Consider the following 16,626-nt stretch of genomic DNA (forward strand, 5'->3'; position numbering starts at 1 on the left):
TTTGTCTTTATCTGAACTGCTGTTTATCTCAGCCAATTAAGGAGTCGGTATGATCGGGGCTGAACCCGTCATTGAGAAGCGTCGCTGGTTGTCACCCGTCTGGTTGCTGCCCTTTATCGCCCTGTTGCTGGCGGGGGGCTTCATCTACCAGCAGTTTGTCAGCAGCGGCCAGCTTATTCGCATCAATTTCGCCCAGGGCAACGGCATCTTGCCGGGCAAGACCCAGGTGCGCTACCAGGGGGTCGCCATCGGGGTGGTGCAGGAGCTGGCGCTGGCCGAGGATGGCCGCAAGATAGCTGTGTTGGCCAAGATTGACAGCCGGGCCCGCCCGCTCATCCGCAAAGGTTCGGATTTCTGGCTGGTGAGCCCCAAGGCGTCGCTCACCGAGATCTCCGGCCTCGATACCCTGGTCTCCGGCAACTACATCAACCTGCAGCCCGGGCGGGACAACAACCCGCTGCAGGAGGAGTTCGACGCGCTGGACGGCCCTCCCCCCGGTTATCAGGCCCAGGGGCGGATGCTGCACCTGACCGCCGATTCGCTCGGCTCGGTCGGCATCGGCGCCAAGCTCTATTTTCGCGGCATCGAGGTGGGCAGCGTCATCAACACCCGCCTTGGCGAAGAGAACCAGAACGTGATCCTGGATCTGGTGATCGAGCCGCGTTTTGAACACCTCATCAAGGCCGACACCCGCTTCTGGAACATCAGCGGCATCAAGGGCTCCTTCAGCCTGGCCGGGGTCAATGTGGAGGCCGGCAGCCTCACCTCCATCCTGAGCGGCGGCATCGCCTTCGACTCTCCCAAGGACTCCCCGGAGCCGGAGAAAGGCCAGGTCTTCACCCTCTACAAAGGGTTGGCCGAGGCGGCCCGCGGCGAGCGAATTAACATCCAGGCGGGGGATCTGCCTATCAAGGAGGGAATGCCCATCTTGTTTGAAGGCATCGAGATCGGCCGCATCGACCCCATTCGCCTCACCGACAAGGGCCGGGTGGTGAGCGCGCTGATCAACCCGGAGCAGGCGTTTCGGATCACCGGCAACAGCCGTCTGGTGTGGGAGAGCGTCTCCCTCGGCGCCGGTGGTATCAAGCATGCGGATCGCCTGCTGGCGGGCCCGGCCATTCGCCTCGACTATGTGGCGGGCGAGCGGGTCAAGGCCATGACCCTGAGCAGCAAGGAGCAACCGGGCGGCATCAAGCTGGTGCTGCAGGCCGACGATCTGGCCGGCCTCAGCGAAGGGGCGCCGCTCTGGTACAAGGGCTTGCAGGTGGGTCAGATCAGCCAGCTCACCCTGGATGGCGGTGGCAACGCCAGCGTGGCCCTGGTCGTGCAGAGCCAGTATCAGCATCTGCTGAACCGGGCCCGTTTCTATCGGGCGGCGCCGCTGCAGATCGATGCCGACTTGAGCGGCATCAAGGTGGAAACCAGCCCGGCCAGCGCCTGGATTGGCGGCGGCATCAAGCTGGTGCAGGCCCCCTCTGGCGAGCGGGTCAACCGGCTCTATCCCAGCCAGGAGCTGGCCCTGCTCGGTACCCGGGATGCCAAGCCCCGTCGCTGGATCTTGAAGGCCGAACAGGCCGACGGCATCGGCATCGGCTCCCCCGTGCTCTATCTGGGGCTCGAGGCGGGCAAGGTCAATGCGCTGCGCGCCGCTAGGGAGGGGGTGGAGATCGAACTCGAAATCGCCGGTGTCTATGCCCCCCTGCTGGAGCAGCAGCCGCAATTCTGGAAAAAGCCGGCGCTGGATACCCGAGTGCGGGTGGATGGCGTGCAGGTCAAGGTGGGGAATCTCGCCACCCTGCTGCGCGGTGCCATCGAATTCGATCGGCTCGGCACGGGTCGCAGCAGTCACCAGCTGTTTGACAGCAAGGAGCAGGCCAAGGCCAAGGTACGGACCCTCTCCCTGGTGGCCGACAGCAACCCGGGGCTTGGGGTCGGCAGCCCGATCCGCTACCGCGGGGTCGATATCGGCAAGATTGAACAGATTGAGCTGGAGCCGACCCTGGGTCAGGTGATCTTCAAGGCCGAGCTGGATGGCCAGTATGCCGCGCGCTTCCTGCAGTCTGGTGCCCGCTTTACCCTGGTGCAGGCCAAGCTGGGGCTGGGCGGCGTGGCCCACCTTGATACCCTGATCAAGGGCGCCTTTGTGGAGGCGCAGCCAGGCCAAGGGGCGGGCAAGGAGCGCTTCCCCCTCAGCCAGAGCGGCCCGGCCGGCCTGACGCTCACCCTCAAGAGCGCGTCGGTCAACGGTTTGAGCGTCGGCAGTCCATTGCTGTTTCGCAAGATGGTGGTGGGCAGCGTGACCAAGGTGGCGCTGGCCCGCGATGGCAGCGAGGTGCTGATCGACGTCAACGTGGAGCAGGAGTACGCCCATCTGGTGCGGGCCAACACCCGCTTCTGGAACGTCTCCGGGGTCAAGGCGGATATCGGCCTGACCGGTGGCACCATAGAGGTGGAGACGGTGCAGAGCCTGCTCGCCGGCGGCATCGCCTTCAACACTCCGGAGAAAGAGATGGGGCCGACCGTCAAGGCCGGCCACAGCTACCCGCTGCATGCCAAGGCCGAGAAAGAGTGGCAGGAGTGGAGCCCCCGCATCCAGCCCTGATCGCTCCCCTCACTCACGCTCACTCAAGCCCGGCACGCTGCCGGGCTTGTTTTTAGTCGCCGCGCTTTCAGAATATTCCTGCCCTTGTGATAAGATGTCGCCCCTCATTTTCGGTCAACGAGACGGCTCCGTGCACGACAACTCCTATCTTCCCGATCACTTCTTGCGCCATATCGCGGCCATCATGCCGGCGCACCTCTCCATGGATGAGTTCGTGGCCAGTTGTCGACGACCGCTGCGGCGCAGCATCCGGGTCAACACCCTGAAGATATCGGTGGCGGCGTTTGTGGCGCGGATGCAACCGCTCGGTTGGCAGCTCGATCCCGTGCCCTGGTGCGACACCGGCTTCTGGCTCAGTCGCGAAGACGAGAGCGTGCCCCTTGGCAACACCGCCGAGCACTTGAGCGGCCTCTTCTACATTCAGGAGGCGAGCTCCATGCTGCCGGTCACCGCCCTGTTTGCCTGTGAGCAGACCCGGCGTGACGGCATGTTGCTGGACGCGGCGGCGGCCCCCGGCTCCAAAACCACCCAGATCGCGGCCCTGATGGACAACCAGGGGATGCTGGTTGCCAACGAGTACTCCAGCAGCAGGCTCAAGGTGCTCAGTGCCAATCTGCAACGCTGCGGCGTGACCAACGTGGGCATGACCCACTTCGATGCCAAGGTCTTCGGCCAGTGGTTACCGGAGACCTTCGATGCCATCCTGCTCGACGCCCCCTGCTCCGGCGAGGGCACGGTGCGCAAGGATGAAGACGCCCTGCGCAACTGGAGCATCGAGAGCATTGACGAGATCGCCGCCGTGCAGCAAGGGTTGCTGGAGAGCGCCTTCCATGCTCTCAAACCGGGGGGCGTACTGGTCTACTCCACCTGTACCCTGAGCCTGCAGGAGAACCAGGCCGTCTGTCAGTCACTGCAAGACAAGTTCGGCGATGCCTTCAGCTTTGACTCGCTGGCCGATCTCTTCCCCGCTGCGGAGAAAGCCTGTACACCGGAAGGATATCTGCACGTTTGGCCCCAGATCTTCGATAGTGAAGGCTTTTTCGTCGCCAGATTGCGCAAGCACCACTCAGTGCCCAACACCATGTTCAAACCGGGCAAGCTCGGCAAATTTCCCTTCTCGCCGCTGCCGGCCAAGGAGTCCGAACCCATGCTGCGCGAGATTGAAGCAGCCTTCGGGGTGGTGCAGCAGGGAAATCTGTTTGGCCGCAGCGAGGAGATCTGGCTCTTCCCCCAGCTGTTCGAACAGGTACAGGGCAAGCTGCGTTTCGATCGCATCGGACTGAAACTGGCGGAGACCTTCAAGAAAGGGTATCGGCTGACCCATGAGTGGGCACTGGCCTATGGCGATGGTGCGAGCAAGGGATTCGTCGAGCTCGATATAGCGAATGCGCGGGAGTTCATGATGGGGCGGGATGTGTGGCCGGAGCAAGCCACCGGCACTGGCGAGGTGATCGTCCGCTATCAGGGTCATACCCTGGGCATGGGGAAATGGGTAGGCAGCCGGGTCAAGAATGCCCTGCCCCGCGAGCTGGTGCGTGACAACAATCTGTTCGTGTAACAAGTTGTACCGGAGCAGGAAAACCCACACTCCGGTTGAACCTTTGCGCGGATCTTGAAAAGCCTTGAGCCTTGTCTAAGCTTAAAGGCAATCCGAACACCAGTTAGCGCACGGCTCTGCAAGGAGCCAATTCCCCTATGCCAGGTACAAGGAATTCGTACCTGGCTTTTTTTATGTCCCGGTTTCTCGATCTTTGCCTCAATTGCCGGCGCGTTTACTCGAGCATCTCCGCCGGTGCTTGTGCATCGATCTGCGCCCTGTCCTGTTTCTGCTCATGCTGCAGCTCTTGCTGATAGAGCAGATCGATGGCCTGTTCGATGAGGGATGCCTGGCTGTCTTCGAGCAACAGCCCCAACATGGCCAACCGCTCGGCATGACGATTGCTGATCCAGCATTGCAACCGGCTGTGAGTTTCCTGTTTGCGTTTCACGTGCTGGCGCTGCCGTTCGGCATTGTCTTGCGCCCCGCTCACTTTCATTTCCTGGCTCATATCACCTTGCAACTTTGATTTTCACAGCCCGTTATCTCTCACCAAGTCTTCAATATTCGCTGACCAACACCGAAGAGCCTGACTCTCCCCTTCTTGATGGAGTGAGATCCAGTGCGCTGCAAATATATCATTGGATCAACAAGATATCATTTAACATAAAAAATAGAGTGACGCGGTTATATTACAGCAGACCATCCAGGGCGTGATCCGAGAACTTGTGAGCATCGTCGAAATACTCCTGCAAGGTACGGATGTCCTTGTGGCGGGTGACCTCGATGATCTTGTTCATCGGTTTGCCGGCAGTGACCGCCGAGGTGATGAAGCCGCGGCGCAGACTGTGGCCGCTGACCTGGAGATCGTCGATGGCCTGACCTGTACGCCGCTTGATCATCAGGTTGATACCTTGCGGACCGAGCGGTTCCTGCATGAGCTGACCCCAGCGATTCATGCGGCGAAACAGGGCACCCTCGCTGATCCTGCTCTGTTTGAGCCAGCGCGCCAGTGCCGACACCGGACAATACTGTTTGCCTGGCACCAGGGCGATCTCCGTTTCATGCAGCTGATGTTTGCTGGGCTTGAGCCGAAGACGGATCCCCTGCCCCACAAAGTCGAGATCATCCACTTCAATCCTTGCCGCCTCCGAGCGTCGCAAGGCGCCGCTGAACATCAGCAACAGCAGGGTGTAATCCCGCAGCCCCGCCAGATTGCCGGTGTCGATTTCATCGAGCACACAGGCCAGCGGTTGCAGGGTCAGCGCCCCCGTTTTTCGTTTGCGATTGTCACCGAGTCGCACTATGCCCCGCATCATCTCCTTTATCTCCGCGTGCTCGGTCGGCATGGGGTGGATCCCCTTCTGCTTGAAAGCATAACGAATACCGGCGAGCCGTCTTACCAGGGTGGCTGGCTTGCGGGGATCGCCGTTGCGAAGCTCCCCCTTCCCCTCTTCCTTGTCCAGCCAGACCCAATCGGCCAGGATGCCGTCGGCCTGATCCGCCAGGAAGTTCATGATGTCATGATGGGTGGTTTGCAGCGGATCGAGCCCATGCAACTGACACCAGAACACGAAGATACGGGTATCGGCCTGGTAGGCATTGAGGGTGGAGTCGGCTTTGGCGCTGCGCAGGAAGCGTCTGGCCCGGCTGTTCAGCTGAAGATCGAAGACGCTCTGCAAGGGCTGCTGAACTGGGTTTGAAATACGTGGGTAGTTCACTTAACTCTATGATTTAATGCGGAGTTTCGTTGGATCTTACAGGATCTTGCAGATCTATCAAGTATCGATAATGAATATTATCGATACTTATGAAGAGTGCTTTTAACCCATTTCACCCTCCTCATTTATTCCTCAGCACACTGTTCTTCTTGCTTCGTTTTATCAGGGTTGAGGGCTTTGCCTCATCAGCATCCACTACACGAAGTGAGAGATAACGAACAACTATGATCGTTTTTGAATGGGCCATGATAGTGCTGATTGTCATAGTAAAACGCCCCGCTATACGGGGCGTTGTTTGTTATCGCTTTGCCAACTTGAACAATTCAAAAAAGTTGTCACTGGTCGCTTGCGCCAATTCGGCTAGCGGCATTTGCCGCAGATCCGCGATGAACTGGGCCACGTCGCGCACGAAGGCCGGCTCGTTCTCCCTGCCCCGGTGCGGAACCGGCGCCAGATAGGGAGAGTCGGTTTCAACCAGCAGTCGTTCCAGTGGCAGCGCCTTGACTACAGATTGCAGCGCAGCCGCATTTTTGAAAGTGGCGATGCCGGAGATGGAAATATAAAAGCCCATCGCCATGGCCGCCTCAGCCATTTCAAGCGACTCGGTGAAGCAGTGCAGCACCCCGCCGACCTGCTCGGCCCCCTCTTCGCGCATGATCTGCAGGGTATCCTGCTGGGCATCGCGGGTGTGGATGATGAGGGGCTTGTTCAGGGCGCGGGCCACCCGGATATGCTCGCGGAAGGAAGCCTGCTGTACTTCCTTGTTCTCCGGCGAATAGAAGTAGTCGAGCCCGGTCTCGCCGATGGCTACCACCCTTTCATCCGCCGCCTGGGCCAACAACAAATCGGCATCGACGCCAGGCTCCTGGTTGAGAGGGTGCACGCCGCAGGAGGCAAACACCTGAGGGTAAGGGGCGATCGCCTCCAGCATGGTCGGGAACTGCGCCTGGGTGACGCTCACACAGAGAAAATATCCCACGTCCTGCTCGGCGGCCTTGGCCAGCACATCGGCCATGTCGGTCTGCTTGCTGCCATAACTCAGACGATCGAGGTGGCAATGGGAATCAACGAGTAACATACAAAACCTTTTGGGATCTATAACCAGCGAGTGAGCCAGTTCATCAAATGAATGGTGGGGTTGGAAAGCTGCCCGGGCTGGCAGGCCGCCTTGAGCCCAACGAGCTGCTGCTCTGCCTCCAGCAGCTTTTCACTGGAGTGACGTTCCGCCAGTTGTTGACTGAGCGCGGCCAGATCCGGCATGGCCAACTGGTGATGGCCACAGCCGGCCTGCGTCTTGAGCGCATCGCACAAGAACAGCTGCACCCAGTGCAGTCTGACCTGGGTATCGCTTGCCAGCAGGCTGCACACATGGTTGGTCCGGGTGGGTGTTTGCGAGAGGGCGAGAAAACTCTCAAGCAGATCACGGCGATCCGTGTCCTGCTGCTGCATCAAGTAATCCAGCACTCGCAGCGGCGCCCCCTGGCAGATCCGCACCTGAGCCTGGGTGGCCTGATGACCCTGCTCGGCGAGCCAGGCCAGAGTCTCCCCTTCCGCCGGCAACTGGCAGACATGCTTGTGGCAACGGCTGAGAATGGTAGGCAGCAGGCGGGAAACCTGGGAGGCGATCAGCAGCAACAAGCTGTCGCCGGCCGGCTCCTCCAGGGTTTTGAGCAGGGCGTTGGCGGCAGACTCCGTCATGCGCTCCGCATCCGGGATGATCACCACCTTGCCGCGGCCAAGCTGGGCCGAATTCTGCAGGCGCGCACAGATCTCGCGGATGGCCTCGACCCCTATGGTCTTGCCCTCAGTGGTGAGGGTGCCCAGATCCGGGTGGTGGCCCTTTTCAAACAGCTGGCAGGAGTGGCAATGACCGCAAGGCTCGCCCCGATCAGGCTGATGGCACAGGTGCAGGCGGGCCAGCTGCTGTGCAAGTTGCTCCTTGCCAAGACCGGGATCACCCAGCAGCAGCCAGGCGTGCCCCAGCCGGCCGGCGGCGGCAGTCTGACTCAAGGCATGCCAGTCCGGGATCAACCAGGGATACATGAGGGCTCGTCTTTCAGGTAGTGGGCCAAGGCAGCCTCGATGGCCGCCTTGACCTGCTCCGGCGCTTGGCCGGCGTCGATCACCTTGACTGACGCATCGGCGGCAGCCAGTTCCAGATAACGCTGGCGGGTACGCTCGAAGAAGCTGAGCTGCTCAAGTTCGATCCGGTCCAGCTCACCGCGATGGCGAGCCCGCTGCAGGCCGATGGCGGGATCGATGTCGAGATAGAGGGTCAGATCCGGTTTGAAGCCGCCGAGCACGGCCCGCTTGATGGCGCCGATGAGGTTGGCATCGATGCCGCGACCACCGCCTTGGTAGGCCTGGGAGGAGAGATCGTGGCGATCGCCCACTACCCAGACGCCGTCAGCTAGCGCCGGCTTGATGCGTGTCTCCACCAGTTGCACCCGGGAGGCGTACATCAGCAGCAATTCGGCTTCGATGGTGAGCCGCTCGTCGTGCACCTCCTTGACGATGGCCCGCATCCGCTCCGCCAGCGGCGTGCCGCCCGGTTCGCGGGTACACTCGATCCGCGCCACGCCGTGGGCATGCAGATAGTCGGTCACGTAGCGCACCGCGGAGCTCTTCCCTGCGCCTTCCAGTCCTTCAATCACGATAAATTTAGACATTAGGGTTTCTTCAAAATGTATTCACGCACCGCCCGATTGTGTTCATCGAGGGTCTTGGAAAAATAGTGGGCCCCGCCCCCCTTGGCGACGAAATAGAGATAGTCGGTCGACAGGGGATTGAGCGCCGCCTCGATGGAGGCCTTGCCCGGCATGGCGATGGGGGTGGGCGGCAAGCCGTCGATCACATAGGTGTTATAGGGGTTCACGTCGGTCAGGTCGCTGCGGCGGATATTGCCGTCATACCTGTCCTTCACCCCGTAGATGACGGTGGGATCAGTCTGCAGCTTCATGCCAAGGCGCAGACGATTGACAAACACCGAGGCGATCCGCGCCCGCTCTTCCGGCATCCCCGTCTCTTTTTCGATGATCGAGGCCATGATCAGCGCCTCGTAGGGAGTCTTGTAGGGCAGATTGGCCTGACGCTTCTCCCAGCTCTGCTGCAGGAAGGTCTCCATGTCCTGATGGGCACGGCGCAAAATGGAGAGATCGCTGGCATGAGTGGTATAGGCGTAGGTCTCCGGCAGGAACCACCCCTCCAGCTTGCCGTTTTCAATGCCAAGCTCCTGTGCCAGATCGGTCTCGGGCAACTCGACGGTCAGCCGTTCCAGATAGGGGGCGCTGGCCAGCTGCTTCAACCAATCCTCGAAACGGGAACCTTCGACGAAGGTCAGGCTGAAGTGAAACTCTTTGCCGGAAGCAAACAGGGAGAGGGTATCCTTGAGCGGTGCCCCTTCCTTGATCTCATAGGTACCGGACTTGATGGCAACCAGCTCGGGGTGACCGCGCAACCAGAGTCGCACCGCCCAGGGGCTGGTTTCCCCCTCCCCCAGTTCGGCGATCAGACGCGCCGCATGGGCTCCCTTCTCGACGGTAAAGAGACGGGTCGGTCCCTTGTTGGTGAGCGTCTCCACCTGTTGCCACTTGTAATGTACATAGCCCCCGGCAGCGGCGACAGTCAGCGCCGCGCCCGCGAGCAGGGTGTAAAGCCGATTAAACTTCAATGACCAAACGCTCCTGTAAACGGCGGATCAATTCCTGACTGGCATATTGGGTCTCCCCGATGCCGGTGACCGGCACTATGCCCATCAGGGTATTGGTCAGCCATACCTCTTCGGCCTGCCACAGTGACTCCAGCGGAGCCTCCACGACACGCAGTTCAATGCTCATCTGTTTTAGCATTGCCATCACATGGCGCCGCATGATGCCGTCTATGCCGCAGTGGGAGAGATCCGGCGTAAACACCGTTCTGCCACGGCGCCAAAACAGATTGGCACTGACCCCTTCTACCAGAAATCCCCGACTGTTCAAGACTATACCTTCGACCCCGGAACGGGCCGCAAGTTCGCTTTTCAGCAGCACCTGCTCCAGCCGGTTGAGGGTCTTGAGGCCTGCCAGCATGGGGGCATCCCCCAACCGCTGCCGGCATACCAAGAGTGGAATGCCATCTTGCTGCCATGTCGGGTAGTGAGCCGGGTAAGCGGCCAGCGACAGGATCCGGGTCGGCGCATGGCAGGCTGTGCCATCATAGCCCCGGCCACCGCTGCCGCGGGTCAGCATCACCTTGATCACCGCCAGCGCTTGATCGCGGGCCAATTGGGCCACTTCATCGCCAAGTTGTTGCCAGTCCAGCTCGGCAAGGCCGAGTCTGGCGCTCGCTTGCTGCAACCTTGCCAGGTGTGCCGGCCACCAGACGGGCCGGCCATCCCTGACCAACAGGGTGGTGAAATGACCATCCCCATAGGCCAGACCACGATCCATGGCGGACACGCTGTCTGTCGGTATTCCATTGATCAGCAAAAGGATCCCTCCGATAAAAAAGGCCCGATACTGACGTATCGGGCCCATACTATCCGCCCAGGGCGAATTATACGCGTTTGAAGATCAGTGAGCCATTGGTGCCGCCAAAACCGAAGGAATTGGAGAGGGCATATTCGAAGTTGCCGGCCTTGGCAACATGAGGCACCAGATCCAGATCGCACTCATCATCCGGGTTATCCAGGTTGATGGTGGGCGGCGCCATCTGATCGCGCAGCGCCAGTACCGTGATGATCGCCTCGATGGCGCCGGCTGCACCCAACAGGTGACCAGTCATCGATTTGGTGGAGCTGACCATCAGGGATTTGGCATGTTCGCCAAATACAGCCTTCATGCCGCGCAGCTCGGCGACGTCACCCAGCGGGGTAGAGGTGCCGTGGGCATTGATATATCCCACCTGCTCGGGGGCGATGCCAGCATCCTTGATGGCATTTTGCATGGCGCGGGCGCCACCGTTGCCGTCAGCGGGAGGCGCCGTCATGTGGTAGGCATCACCACTCATGCCAAAGCCGACCAGCTCGGCATAAATCTTGGCGCCACGGGCCTTGGCGTGTTCGTACTCTTCCAGTACCAGCACCCCGGCACCATCACCCAGCACGAAACCGTCGCGATCTTTATCCCACGGACGACTGGCCTTGGTGGGCTCGTCGTTGCGGTTGGAGAGCGCCTTGGCGGCGGCAAAACCGCCCATCCCCATCGGGGTGGATGCCTTCTCGGCACCACCGGCCACCATCACGTCCGCATCGCCGTAGGCGATCATGCGACCGGCCATGCCGATGGCATGGGTGCCTGTGGTACAGGCAGTGGTGACTGCGATGTTGGGGCCCTGCAGGCCTCTCATGATGGAGAGATGACCGGACACCATATTGATGATGGTGGATGGTACGAAGAAGGGGCTCAGCTTGCGGGGACCGCCGTTGACGAGGCTGCTGTGGTTCTGCTCAATCAGACCCAGACCACCGATACCGGAACCGATCGCCACACCGACGCGCTCGGCATTCTCCTCGTTGATGACGAGACCGGCATCATCCAGCGCCTGCACGCCTGCGGCGATGCCGTACTGGATAAAGAGATCCATCTTGCGAGCTTCTTTGCGGTTGATACCGTACTGCTCGGGATCGAAATCCTTGACCTGGCCTGCGAAGCGGGTCGCAAACTCGCTGGCATCAAAGTGTTCGATGGGAGAAATGCCGCTCTGCCCGTTGAGCAGGGCTTGCCAGCTGGATTCGGCAGTGTTGCCTACCGGGGAAAGCATCCCCAAGCCGGTCACCACGACTCTGCGTTTTGACACTGAGGTAGTCTCCGAGAGGTGTTTTGAAAAGGAGTAAACATAAAAGAAGCGGCCCTTGGGCCGCTTCTTTCAGAACAGGAACTTATTCCTGATTAGCGGTGATGTAGTCGATAGCCGCTTGAACAGTGGTGATCTTCTCGGCTTCTTCATCAGGAATTTCGGTATCGAATTCTTCTTCCAGCGCCATTACCAGTTCAACGGTATCCAAAGAGTCAGCGCCCAGGTCGTCGACGAAGGAGGCAGCGTTCTTAACGTCTTCTTCTTTAACACCCAGTTGTTCGATGATGATTTTCTTTACGCGTTCTTCGATGTTGCTCATGACCTGAATTTTCCTTTAAAAATACGCTATTGCGTCTGGTTGGGGTAGTTTATTCAATTGACGTGAGTTTGCAAGTAGCTTGCCGCTGGTCAAACCACGAAATTCGCCAAACTTCGGCGTACTATCGCAAATTTGAACAGATCTCACGACAAATTGATTACACCATGTACATCCCGCCATTAACATGCAGGGTTTCGCCAGTGATGTAGGCGGCATCATCCGATGCCAAGAATACCACAGCAGCGGCAATTTCTTTTGGATCGCCCAGACGAGCGGCAGGTACCTGGCTCATGATGCCGGCACGCTGCTCTTCATTGAGCGCCTTGGTCATATCGGTCTCGATGAAACCGGGGGCAACCGCATTCACGGTAATGCCGCGGGAGGCCACTTCACGAGCCAGCGACTTGGTGAACCCCACAAGGCCCGCCTTGGCGGCCGCATAGTTGACCTGACCGGCGTTGCCCATGGTGCCGACCACGGAACCGATGCTGATGATGCGGCCATTGCGCTTCTTCATCATGGCGCGCAGCACCGGCTTGCTCAGACGGTACAGGGAGGTGAGGTTGGTGTCGATGATCTCGTTCCACTCATCATCCTTCATCCGCATCAGCAGGTTGTCACGGGTGATCCCGGCGTTGTTGATCAGGATGTCGATGTCGCCAAAACGCGCCTTGATAGCGGCGAAGACGGCTTCGATGGATTCCTGGCTGGTCACGTTCAGAGCCATGCCGCAACCCTGTTCACCCAGATAGGCGCTGATTGCCTCGGCGCCGCTCTCGCTGGTCGCTGTGCCGACTACCTTGGCGCCACGGGCCGCAAAAGTTTCAGCAATCGCACGGCCGATGCCACGACTGGCACCGGTCACCAACACAACCTTATCGGTAAAGCTCATTCATTGCTCCTGTTTACTTGATCTGGGCCAGCGCCTGCTCGAAAGAGGCGGCATCGTTGGCATGAATACCTTCCACGCGCTTGTCGATGCGCTTGGCGAGTCCGGTCAGTACCTTGCCCGGTCCCATTTCGATCTCGAGGATGACTCCCTCGTTGGCCATCCGCTCGACAGTCTCGGTCCAACGAACCGGGCTGAACAACTGACGCACCAACGCCTGCTTGATGGCGGCCGGATCCTGCTCACAGGATACATCGACATTATTGATGACGGCGATGGCAGGAACCTTGATCTCGATCCCGTCCAGCGCAGCTGCCAGTTTTTCGGCGGCAGGTTTCATCAGAGCGCAGTGGGAGGGCACGGAGACCGGCAGCGGCAGCGCACGCTTGGCTCCGGACTCTTTCATCAGCACGTTGGCGCGCTCGACGGCCTCTTTGTGACCGGCGATGACCACCTGGCCCGGGGAGTTGAAGTTGACCGGAGAGACCACCTGCCCTTCAGCCGCCTTCTCGCAGTTGGCGGCGATGGCGTCGTTGTCCAGGCCGATGATGGCGGCCATGGCACCAGTGCCTTCCGGCACGGCTTCCTGCATGGCCAGACCACGCAGCTCAACCAGTTTGACCGCATCGGTAAAGGCCAGTGCGCCGCTGCAGACCAGGGCGGAATACTCACCCAGACTGTGGCCTGCCATCACGGCGGGGGTTGCCCCACCCTGCTGTTGCCACAGGCGCCACAGCGCGACAGAAGCGGTCAGCAGTGCAGGCTGGGTACGCCAGGTTTTGTTCAGCTCTTCGGCCGGACCTTCCATGACCAGGGCAAACAGGTCATAACCCAGCACCTGGCTCGCCTCGGCGAAGGTCTCCTTGATCACGGCATGTTGTTCGGCCAGCTCGGCCAGCATGCCGACGGTTTGGGAGCCCTGTCCCGGGAAGGCAATGGCAAATTGGGTCATCATTGATTCCTTTAAATAAGAGAAAAATGAGAACGGCAGGATGAAACGCTCGTCCCATCCCGCTGACGATCAGAGGCGAACCAGCGCCGAGCCCCAGGCAAAACCGCCGCCGAAGGCTTCCAGCAAGACCAGCTGGCCCGGTTTGATCCGGCCGTCGCGCACCCCTTCATCGAAGGCGATGGGCACGGAGGCGGCAGAGGTGTTGCCGTGTTTGTCGAGGGTCAGCACCACCTTGTCCAGCCCCATGCCAAGCTTCTTGGCGGTGGCGCTGATGATGCGGAAGTTGGCCTGATGGGGCACCAGCCAGTCCAGCTCGCTCGGCTCGATGCCGGCGGCGGCCAGGGTCTCGGTGACGATTTCGCTCAGACGGGTGACCGCGACTTTGAAGACATCATTGCCCTTCATGTACATGTAGGCTTCGAGCTCGGCCCCCGGCATGCCGCGACGGGGCTGCGGCAGCTTGAGCAGCTCGCCATAACGACCATCCGCATGCAGATGGGTGGAGAGGATGCCGGGGGTGTCGCTCGCACCGATCACCACGGCCCCTGCCCCATCCCCAAACAGGATGATGGTGCCACGATCCTCGGGATCGCACATGCGCGACAGCACATCGGCGCCGACGACCAGCACGTGGCGGGCGGCACCGGATTTGACGAACTGATCGGCAATGGAGAGCGCATACGTAAAGCCGGCGCAGGCGGCCGCCACGTCGAAGGCCGGGATCCCTTGCACCCCGAGCAGCCCCTGCAGTTCACAGGCGGCGGCCGGAAAGGCGTTTTCGGCGCTGGTGGTGGCCAGCACTATCATGTCGAGATCGGCGGCCGTCAGGCCCGCGGCCTCCAGTGCGCGCAGGGCCGCCTGGTGAGACAGGGTTGCAACGGTTTCATCGGCACCGGCAATGCGGCGTTCACGGATCCCGGTACGCTCCACAATCCACTCGTCACTGGTCTCTACCATCTGTTCGAGGTCGGCGTTGGTGCGTACTGAGTGCGGCAGATAGCTGCCAGTACCCAAAATTTTGCTATGCATAGAGTTCTTATAGATCCCTGTCGGAAAAGACAGATTCAAGGCGATCTGCGATTTGCAATGGAAGTTGATGCTTGGCCTCTTGCGCGGCCAGCAGGATCGCGTTACACAGGGCACGCCGTTCGGCCCGCCCATGGCTTTTTACCACAATGCCGCGCAATCCTAACAGACTTGCACCGTTATACTGGTCGGGGTTCAGGTAAGAAAAACGTCGTTTGAACATAAATCCGGCGATACGGCCAAGAAAACTGCGTTTCTTGCGGGGATATCCGGCCAGTTGAGCCATCATCCGCACCACCCCCTCCGCCGTCTTGAGGGCGACGTTGCCGACAAAACCGTCGCAGACGATCACGTCGCAATCGCCGCTAAAAATTCGATCCCCTTCAACAAAGCCGACAAAGTTGAGCGCCTGGCACTGGCGCAGCAGTTCGGCACTGTGGCGCACCAGATCGTTCCCCTTGATCTCCTCCTCCCCCACGTTGAGCAGGGCCACCCTGGGAGTGGCAACCCCCTCCACCTTTTCAGCCACCACTGAGCCCATCACGGCAAACTGCAGCAGGGTGTCGGCATCGCAGCTGACGTTGGCGCCTAGATCCAGCATCACGGTGCGTTTGCCAGACAGGGTGGGCAGCGCCTTGATGAGGGCGGGTCGGTCGACGCCGGGCAGGGATTTGAGCACGCATTTGGCCATGGCCATCAGTGCACCTGTGTTGCCGGCACTGACGCAGGCATCGGCCTCGCCGCCCTTGACCAGATTGAGTACGACTCGCATGGAGGAGTCTTTCAGGGTGCGCAGTGCCACGATCGGTTTGTCGCCCATCCCAACGACCTGGGAGGCATGTACAAAACGGACGCGAGGGTGATTGAGCAAGCCATGTTGCTGCAGGAGGGGGGTGGTCTGGTGCTGGTCACCGACCAGGATCAATTTCAGCTGGGGTAAAAGAGACAGTGCCTGCACGGCGGCAGGCACTGTTTCCGAGGGGCCAATATCTCCCCCCATGATGTCTAGCGCGACAGTTTGCGTAGACAAAGGCAATCCTTAAGCGATTACCTTTTTACCGCGGTAGAAACCATCGGCAGTCACGTGGTGACGACGATGGATTTCGCCACTGGTCTGATCAACAGTCAGGGCAGCGGTGGTCAGCGCATCGTGGGAACGACGCATGCCACGCTTGGCACGGGTTTTACGGTTCTGTTGTACGGCCATTGTAGGCTAACTCCTAAATTCACTTACGTTTAAGCTCTTCAAGAACTGCAAAGGGATTCGGCCGCTCATCAGCAGGTTCGATTTCACCCCAGGTCATTTCCATGTTACCGCGCGGGCAAGCATCCATGGGATGCATGGCCACCTGCGGCAACGAGAGGATGAGTTCATCCTCCAGGATTTGATGAAGATCCATCTCGCCGTTTTCGTCCAATTCAATGGGCTCATAAGCTTCCGGCAGTTCTTCCTCGTTTGTTCTTTCGAACAGCGGAGTGTAGATAAATTCAGCTTCACAGAGATGCTCGAATGTCTCTCCACAACGCTGGCAAACCAAGTCAACCTTGGCATGGGCAGTGCCTTTCATAACGGTCAACTTCTGGACATCTTTGCCAAAGTGCAGCGATACATCGATATCACTCCGCAAGCCTGCGGTTGATTCCTCCAGCCTGGGCATCTGCGACTTTTCCACTATCCCGACATAATCGAGCAGCTTCGAGGCACTACGGACTGGATCAACCTTTACGGGCAACTTCACCTTTTGCATAGGGCGCGAATATTATAGGTCCAACAACTGATAGTCAAAGGAAAAAGTCCTTACCGC

Annotated in this window: 17 protein-coding genes; 2 read left to right on the forward strand and 15 right to left on the reverse strand. The window is 59.8% G+C overall.

Annotation, left to right across the window (positions count from 1 at the left end; genetic code table 11):
- The first annotated feature begins 49 nt into the window (after nucleotides 1-49).
- A complete protein-coding gene (locus AB5Y81_RS02160) occupies nucleotides 50-2,602 on the forward strand; it encodes an MlaD family protein (protein WP_279484351.1) in 2,553 nt (850 codons plus the stop codon).
- A gap of 130 nt (nucleotides 2,603-2,732) precedes the next feature.
- Complete coding sequence (gene rsmF, locus AB5Y81_RS02165) at nucleotides 2,733-4,160, forward strand: 16S rRNA (cytosine(1407)-C(5))-methyltransferase RsmF (RefSeq protein ID WP_279485542.1); 1,428 nt, start codon at nucleotides 2,733-2,735, stop codon at nucleotides 4,158-4,160.
- Between the two features lie 214 nt (nucleotides 4,161-4,374).
- Here the strand turns inward: rsmF and AB5Y81_RS02170 are convergent, their stop codons facing one another.
- From AB5Y81_RS02170 to yceD, 15 genes are all read right to left on the reverse strand, one after another.
- Nucleotides 4,375-4,650 carry a RepB family protein gene (locus AB5Y81_RS02170; protein WP_139752365.1) on the reverse strand — a complete coding sequence of 92 codons (276 nt, stop codon included), beginning with the start codon at nucleotides 4,648-4,650 and terminating at the stop codon, nucleotides 4,375-4,377.
- Nucleotides 4,651-4,831: 181 nt separating this feature from the next.
- Nucleotides 4,832-5,860: a site-specific integrase gene (locus tag AB5Y81_RS02175; protein WP_279484350.1), complete on the reverse strand. Its 1,029-nt coding sequence runs from the start codon at nucleotides 5,858-5,860 to the stop codon at nucleotides 4,832-4,834.
- A gap of 298 nt (nucleotides 5,861-6,158) precedes the next feature.
- On the reverse strand, nucleotides 6,159-6,938 hold the full coding sequence (locus AB5Y81_RS02180) for a YchF/TatD family DNA exonuclease (protein ID WP_279484349.1): 780 nt from the start codon (nucleotides 6,936-6,938) through the stop codon (nucleotides 6,159-6,161).
- 17 nt (nucleotides 6,939-6,955) lie between these two features.
- On the reverse strand, nucleotides 6,956-7,903 hold the full coding sequence (gene holB / locus AB5Y81_RS02185; protein ID WP_017779019.1) for a DNA polymerase III subunit delta': 948 nt from the start codon (nucleotides 7,901-7,903) through the stop codon (nucleotides 6,956-6,958).
- Nucleotides 7,888-8,529, reverse strand: a complete 642-nt coding sequence (gene tmk / locus AB5Y81_RS02190; RefSeq protein ID WP_279484348.1) for a dTMP kinase — start codon at nucleotides 8,527-8,529, stop codon at nucleotides 7,888-7,890. Before tmk ends, holB begins: the two co-directional genes overlap by 16 nt.
- A complete protein-coding gene (gene mltG / locus AB5Y81_RS02195) occupies nucleotides 8,529-9,530 on the reverse strand; it encodes an endolytic transglycosylase MltG (RefSeq protein ID WP_005300892.1) in 1,002 nt (333 codons plus the stop codon). Before mltG ends, tmk begins: the two co-directional genes overlap by 1 nt.
- On the reverse strand, nucleotides 9,520-10,374 hold the full coding sequence (gene pabC / locus AB5Y81_RS02200; RefSeq protein WP_043170178.1) for an aminodeoxychorismate lyase: 855 nt from the start codon (nucleotides 10,372-10,374) through the stop codon (nucleotides 9,520-9,522). Before pabC ends, mltG begins: the two co-directional genes overlap by 11 nt.
- 19 nt (nucleotides 10,375-10,393) lie before the next feature.
- A complete protein-coding gene (gene fabF, locus AB5Y81_RS02205; protein WP_010633978.1) occupies nucleotides 10,394-11,635 on the reverse strand; it encodes a beta-ketoacyl-ACP synthase II in 1,242 nt (413 codons plus the stop codon).
- Nucleotides 11,636-11,717: 82 nt separating this feature from the next.
- A complete protein-coding gene (acpP, locus tag AB5Y81_RS02210; RefSeq protein ID WP_005300909.1) occupies nucleotides 11,718-11,954 on the reverse strand; it encodes an acyl carrier protein in 237 nt (78 codons plus the stop codon).
- Between the two features lie 157 nt (nucleotides 11,955-12,111).
- Entirely contained in the window at nucleotides 12,112-12,846 is a 735-nt protein-coding gene (gene fabG, locus AB5Y81_RS02215; protein WP_005300916.1) for a 3-oxoacyl-ACP reductase FabG, read from the reverse strand.
- A 13-nt stretch (nucleotides 12,847-12,859) separates the two neighbouring features.
- Nucleotides 12,860-13,795 (reverse strand): ACP S-malonyltransferase, encoded by a 936-nt coding sequence (gene fabD / locus AB5Y81_RS02220; protein WP_017788074.1) that lies wholly within the window; start codon nucleotides 13,793-13,795, stop codon nucleotides 12,860-12,862.
- A gap of 69 nt (nucleotides 13,796-13,864) precedes the next feature.
- Nucleotides 13,865-14,824, reverse strand: coding sequence for a beta-ketoacyl-ACP synthase III (locus AB5Y81_RS02225; protein ID WP_010633976.1), 960 nt, complete (start codon nucleotides 14,822-14,824; stop codon nucleotides 13,865-13,867).
- Between the two features lie 7 nt (nucleotides 14,825-14,831).
- Complete coding sequence (gene plsX, locus AB5Y81_RS02230; protein WP_017779016.1) at nucleotides 14,832-15,851, reverse strand: phosphate acyltransferase PlsX; 1,020 nt, start codon at nucleotides 15,849-15,851, stop codon at nucleotides 14,832-14,834.
- Between the two features lie 9 nt (nucleotides 15,852-15,860).
- The gene (gene rpmF / locus AB5Y81_RS02235; protein ID WP_005300935.1) at nucleotides 15,861-16,028 is read right to left on the reverse strand and encodes a 50S ribosomal protein L32; all 168 of its coding nucleotides are present in this window, start codon (nucleotides 16,026-16,028) and stop codon (nucleotides 15,861-15,863) included.
- Nucleotides 16,029-16,047: 19 nt separating this feature from the next.
- Nucleotides 16,048-16,569, reverse strand: a complete 522-nt coding sequence (yceD, locus tag AB5Y81_RS02240; protein ID WP_010633974.1) for a 23S rRNA accumulation protein YceD — start codon at nucleotides 16,567-16,569, stop codon at nucleotides 16,048-16,050.
- Nucleotides 16,570-16,626: the final 57 nt, after the last annotated feature.

The sequence above is a fragment of the Aeromonas sp. s2 genome (assembly GCF_040907935.1).
In the GTDB taxonomy this organism is placed as follows: Bacteria; Pseudomonadota; Gammaproteobacteria; order Enterobacterales; family Aeromonadaceae; genus Aeromonas; species Aeromonas dhakensis.

Excerpts from the sequence above, each read along its gene's own strand:
- AB5Y81_RS02225 (WP_010633976.1), bottom strand. The coding sequence starts at position 14,824 with ATGCATAGCAAAATTTTGGGTACTGGCAGCTATCTGCCGCACTCAGTA.
- tmk (WP_279484348.1), bottom strand. The coding sequence starts at position 8,529 with ATGTCTAAATTTATCGTGATTGAAGGACTGGAAGGCGCAGGGAAGAGC.
- holB (WP_017779019.1), bottom strand. The coding sequence starts at position 7,903 with ATGTATCCCTGGTTGATCCCGGACTGGCATGCCTTGAGTCAGACTGCC.
- acpP (WP_005300909.1), bottom strand. The coding sequence starts at position 11,954 with ATGAGCAACATCGAAGAACGCGTAAAGAAAATCATCATCGAACAACTG.
- rpmF (WP_005300935.1), bottom strand. The coding sequence starts at position 16,028 with ATGGCCGTACAACAGAACCGTAAAACCCGTGCCAAGCGTGGCATGCGT.
- AB5Y81_RS02160 (WP_279484351.1), top strand. The coding sequence starts at position 50 with ATGATCGGGGCTGAACCCGTCATTGAGAAGCGTCGCTGGTTGTCACCC.
- yceD (WP_010633974.1), bottom strand. The coding sequence starts at position 16,569 with ATGCAAAAGGTGAAGTTGCCCGTAAAGGTTGATCCAGTCCGTAGTGCC.
- AB5Y81_RS02170 (WP_139752365.1), bottom strand. The coding sequence starts at position 4,650 with ATGAGCCAGGAAATGAAAGTGAGCGGGGCGCAAGACAATGCCGAACGG.
- fabG (WP_005300916.1), bottom strand. The coding sequence starts at position 12,846 with ATGAGCTTTACCGATAAGGTTGTGTTGGTGACCGGTGCCAGTCGTGGC.
- pabC (WP_043170178.1), bottom strand. The coding sequence starts at position 10,374 with ATGGGCCCGATACGTCAGTATCGGGCCTTTTTTATCGGAGGGATCCTT.
- AB5Y81_RS02180 (WP_279484349.1), bottom strand. The coding sequence starts at position 6,938 with ATGTTACTCGTTGATTCCCATTGCCACCTCGATCGTCTGAGTTATGGC.
- fabD (WP_017788074.1), bottom strand. The coding sequence starts at position 13,795 with ATGACCCAATTTGCCATTGCCTTCCCGGGACAGGGCTCCCAAACCGTC.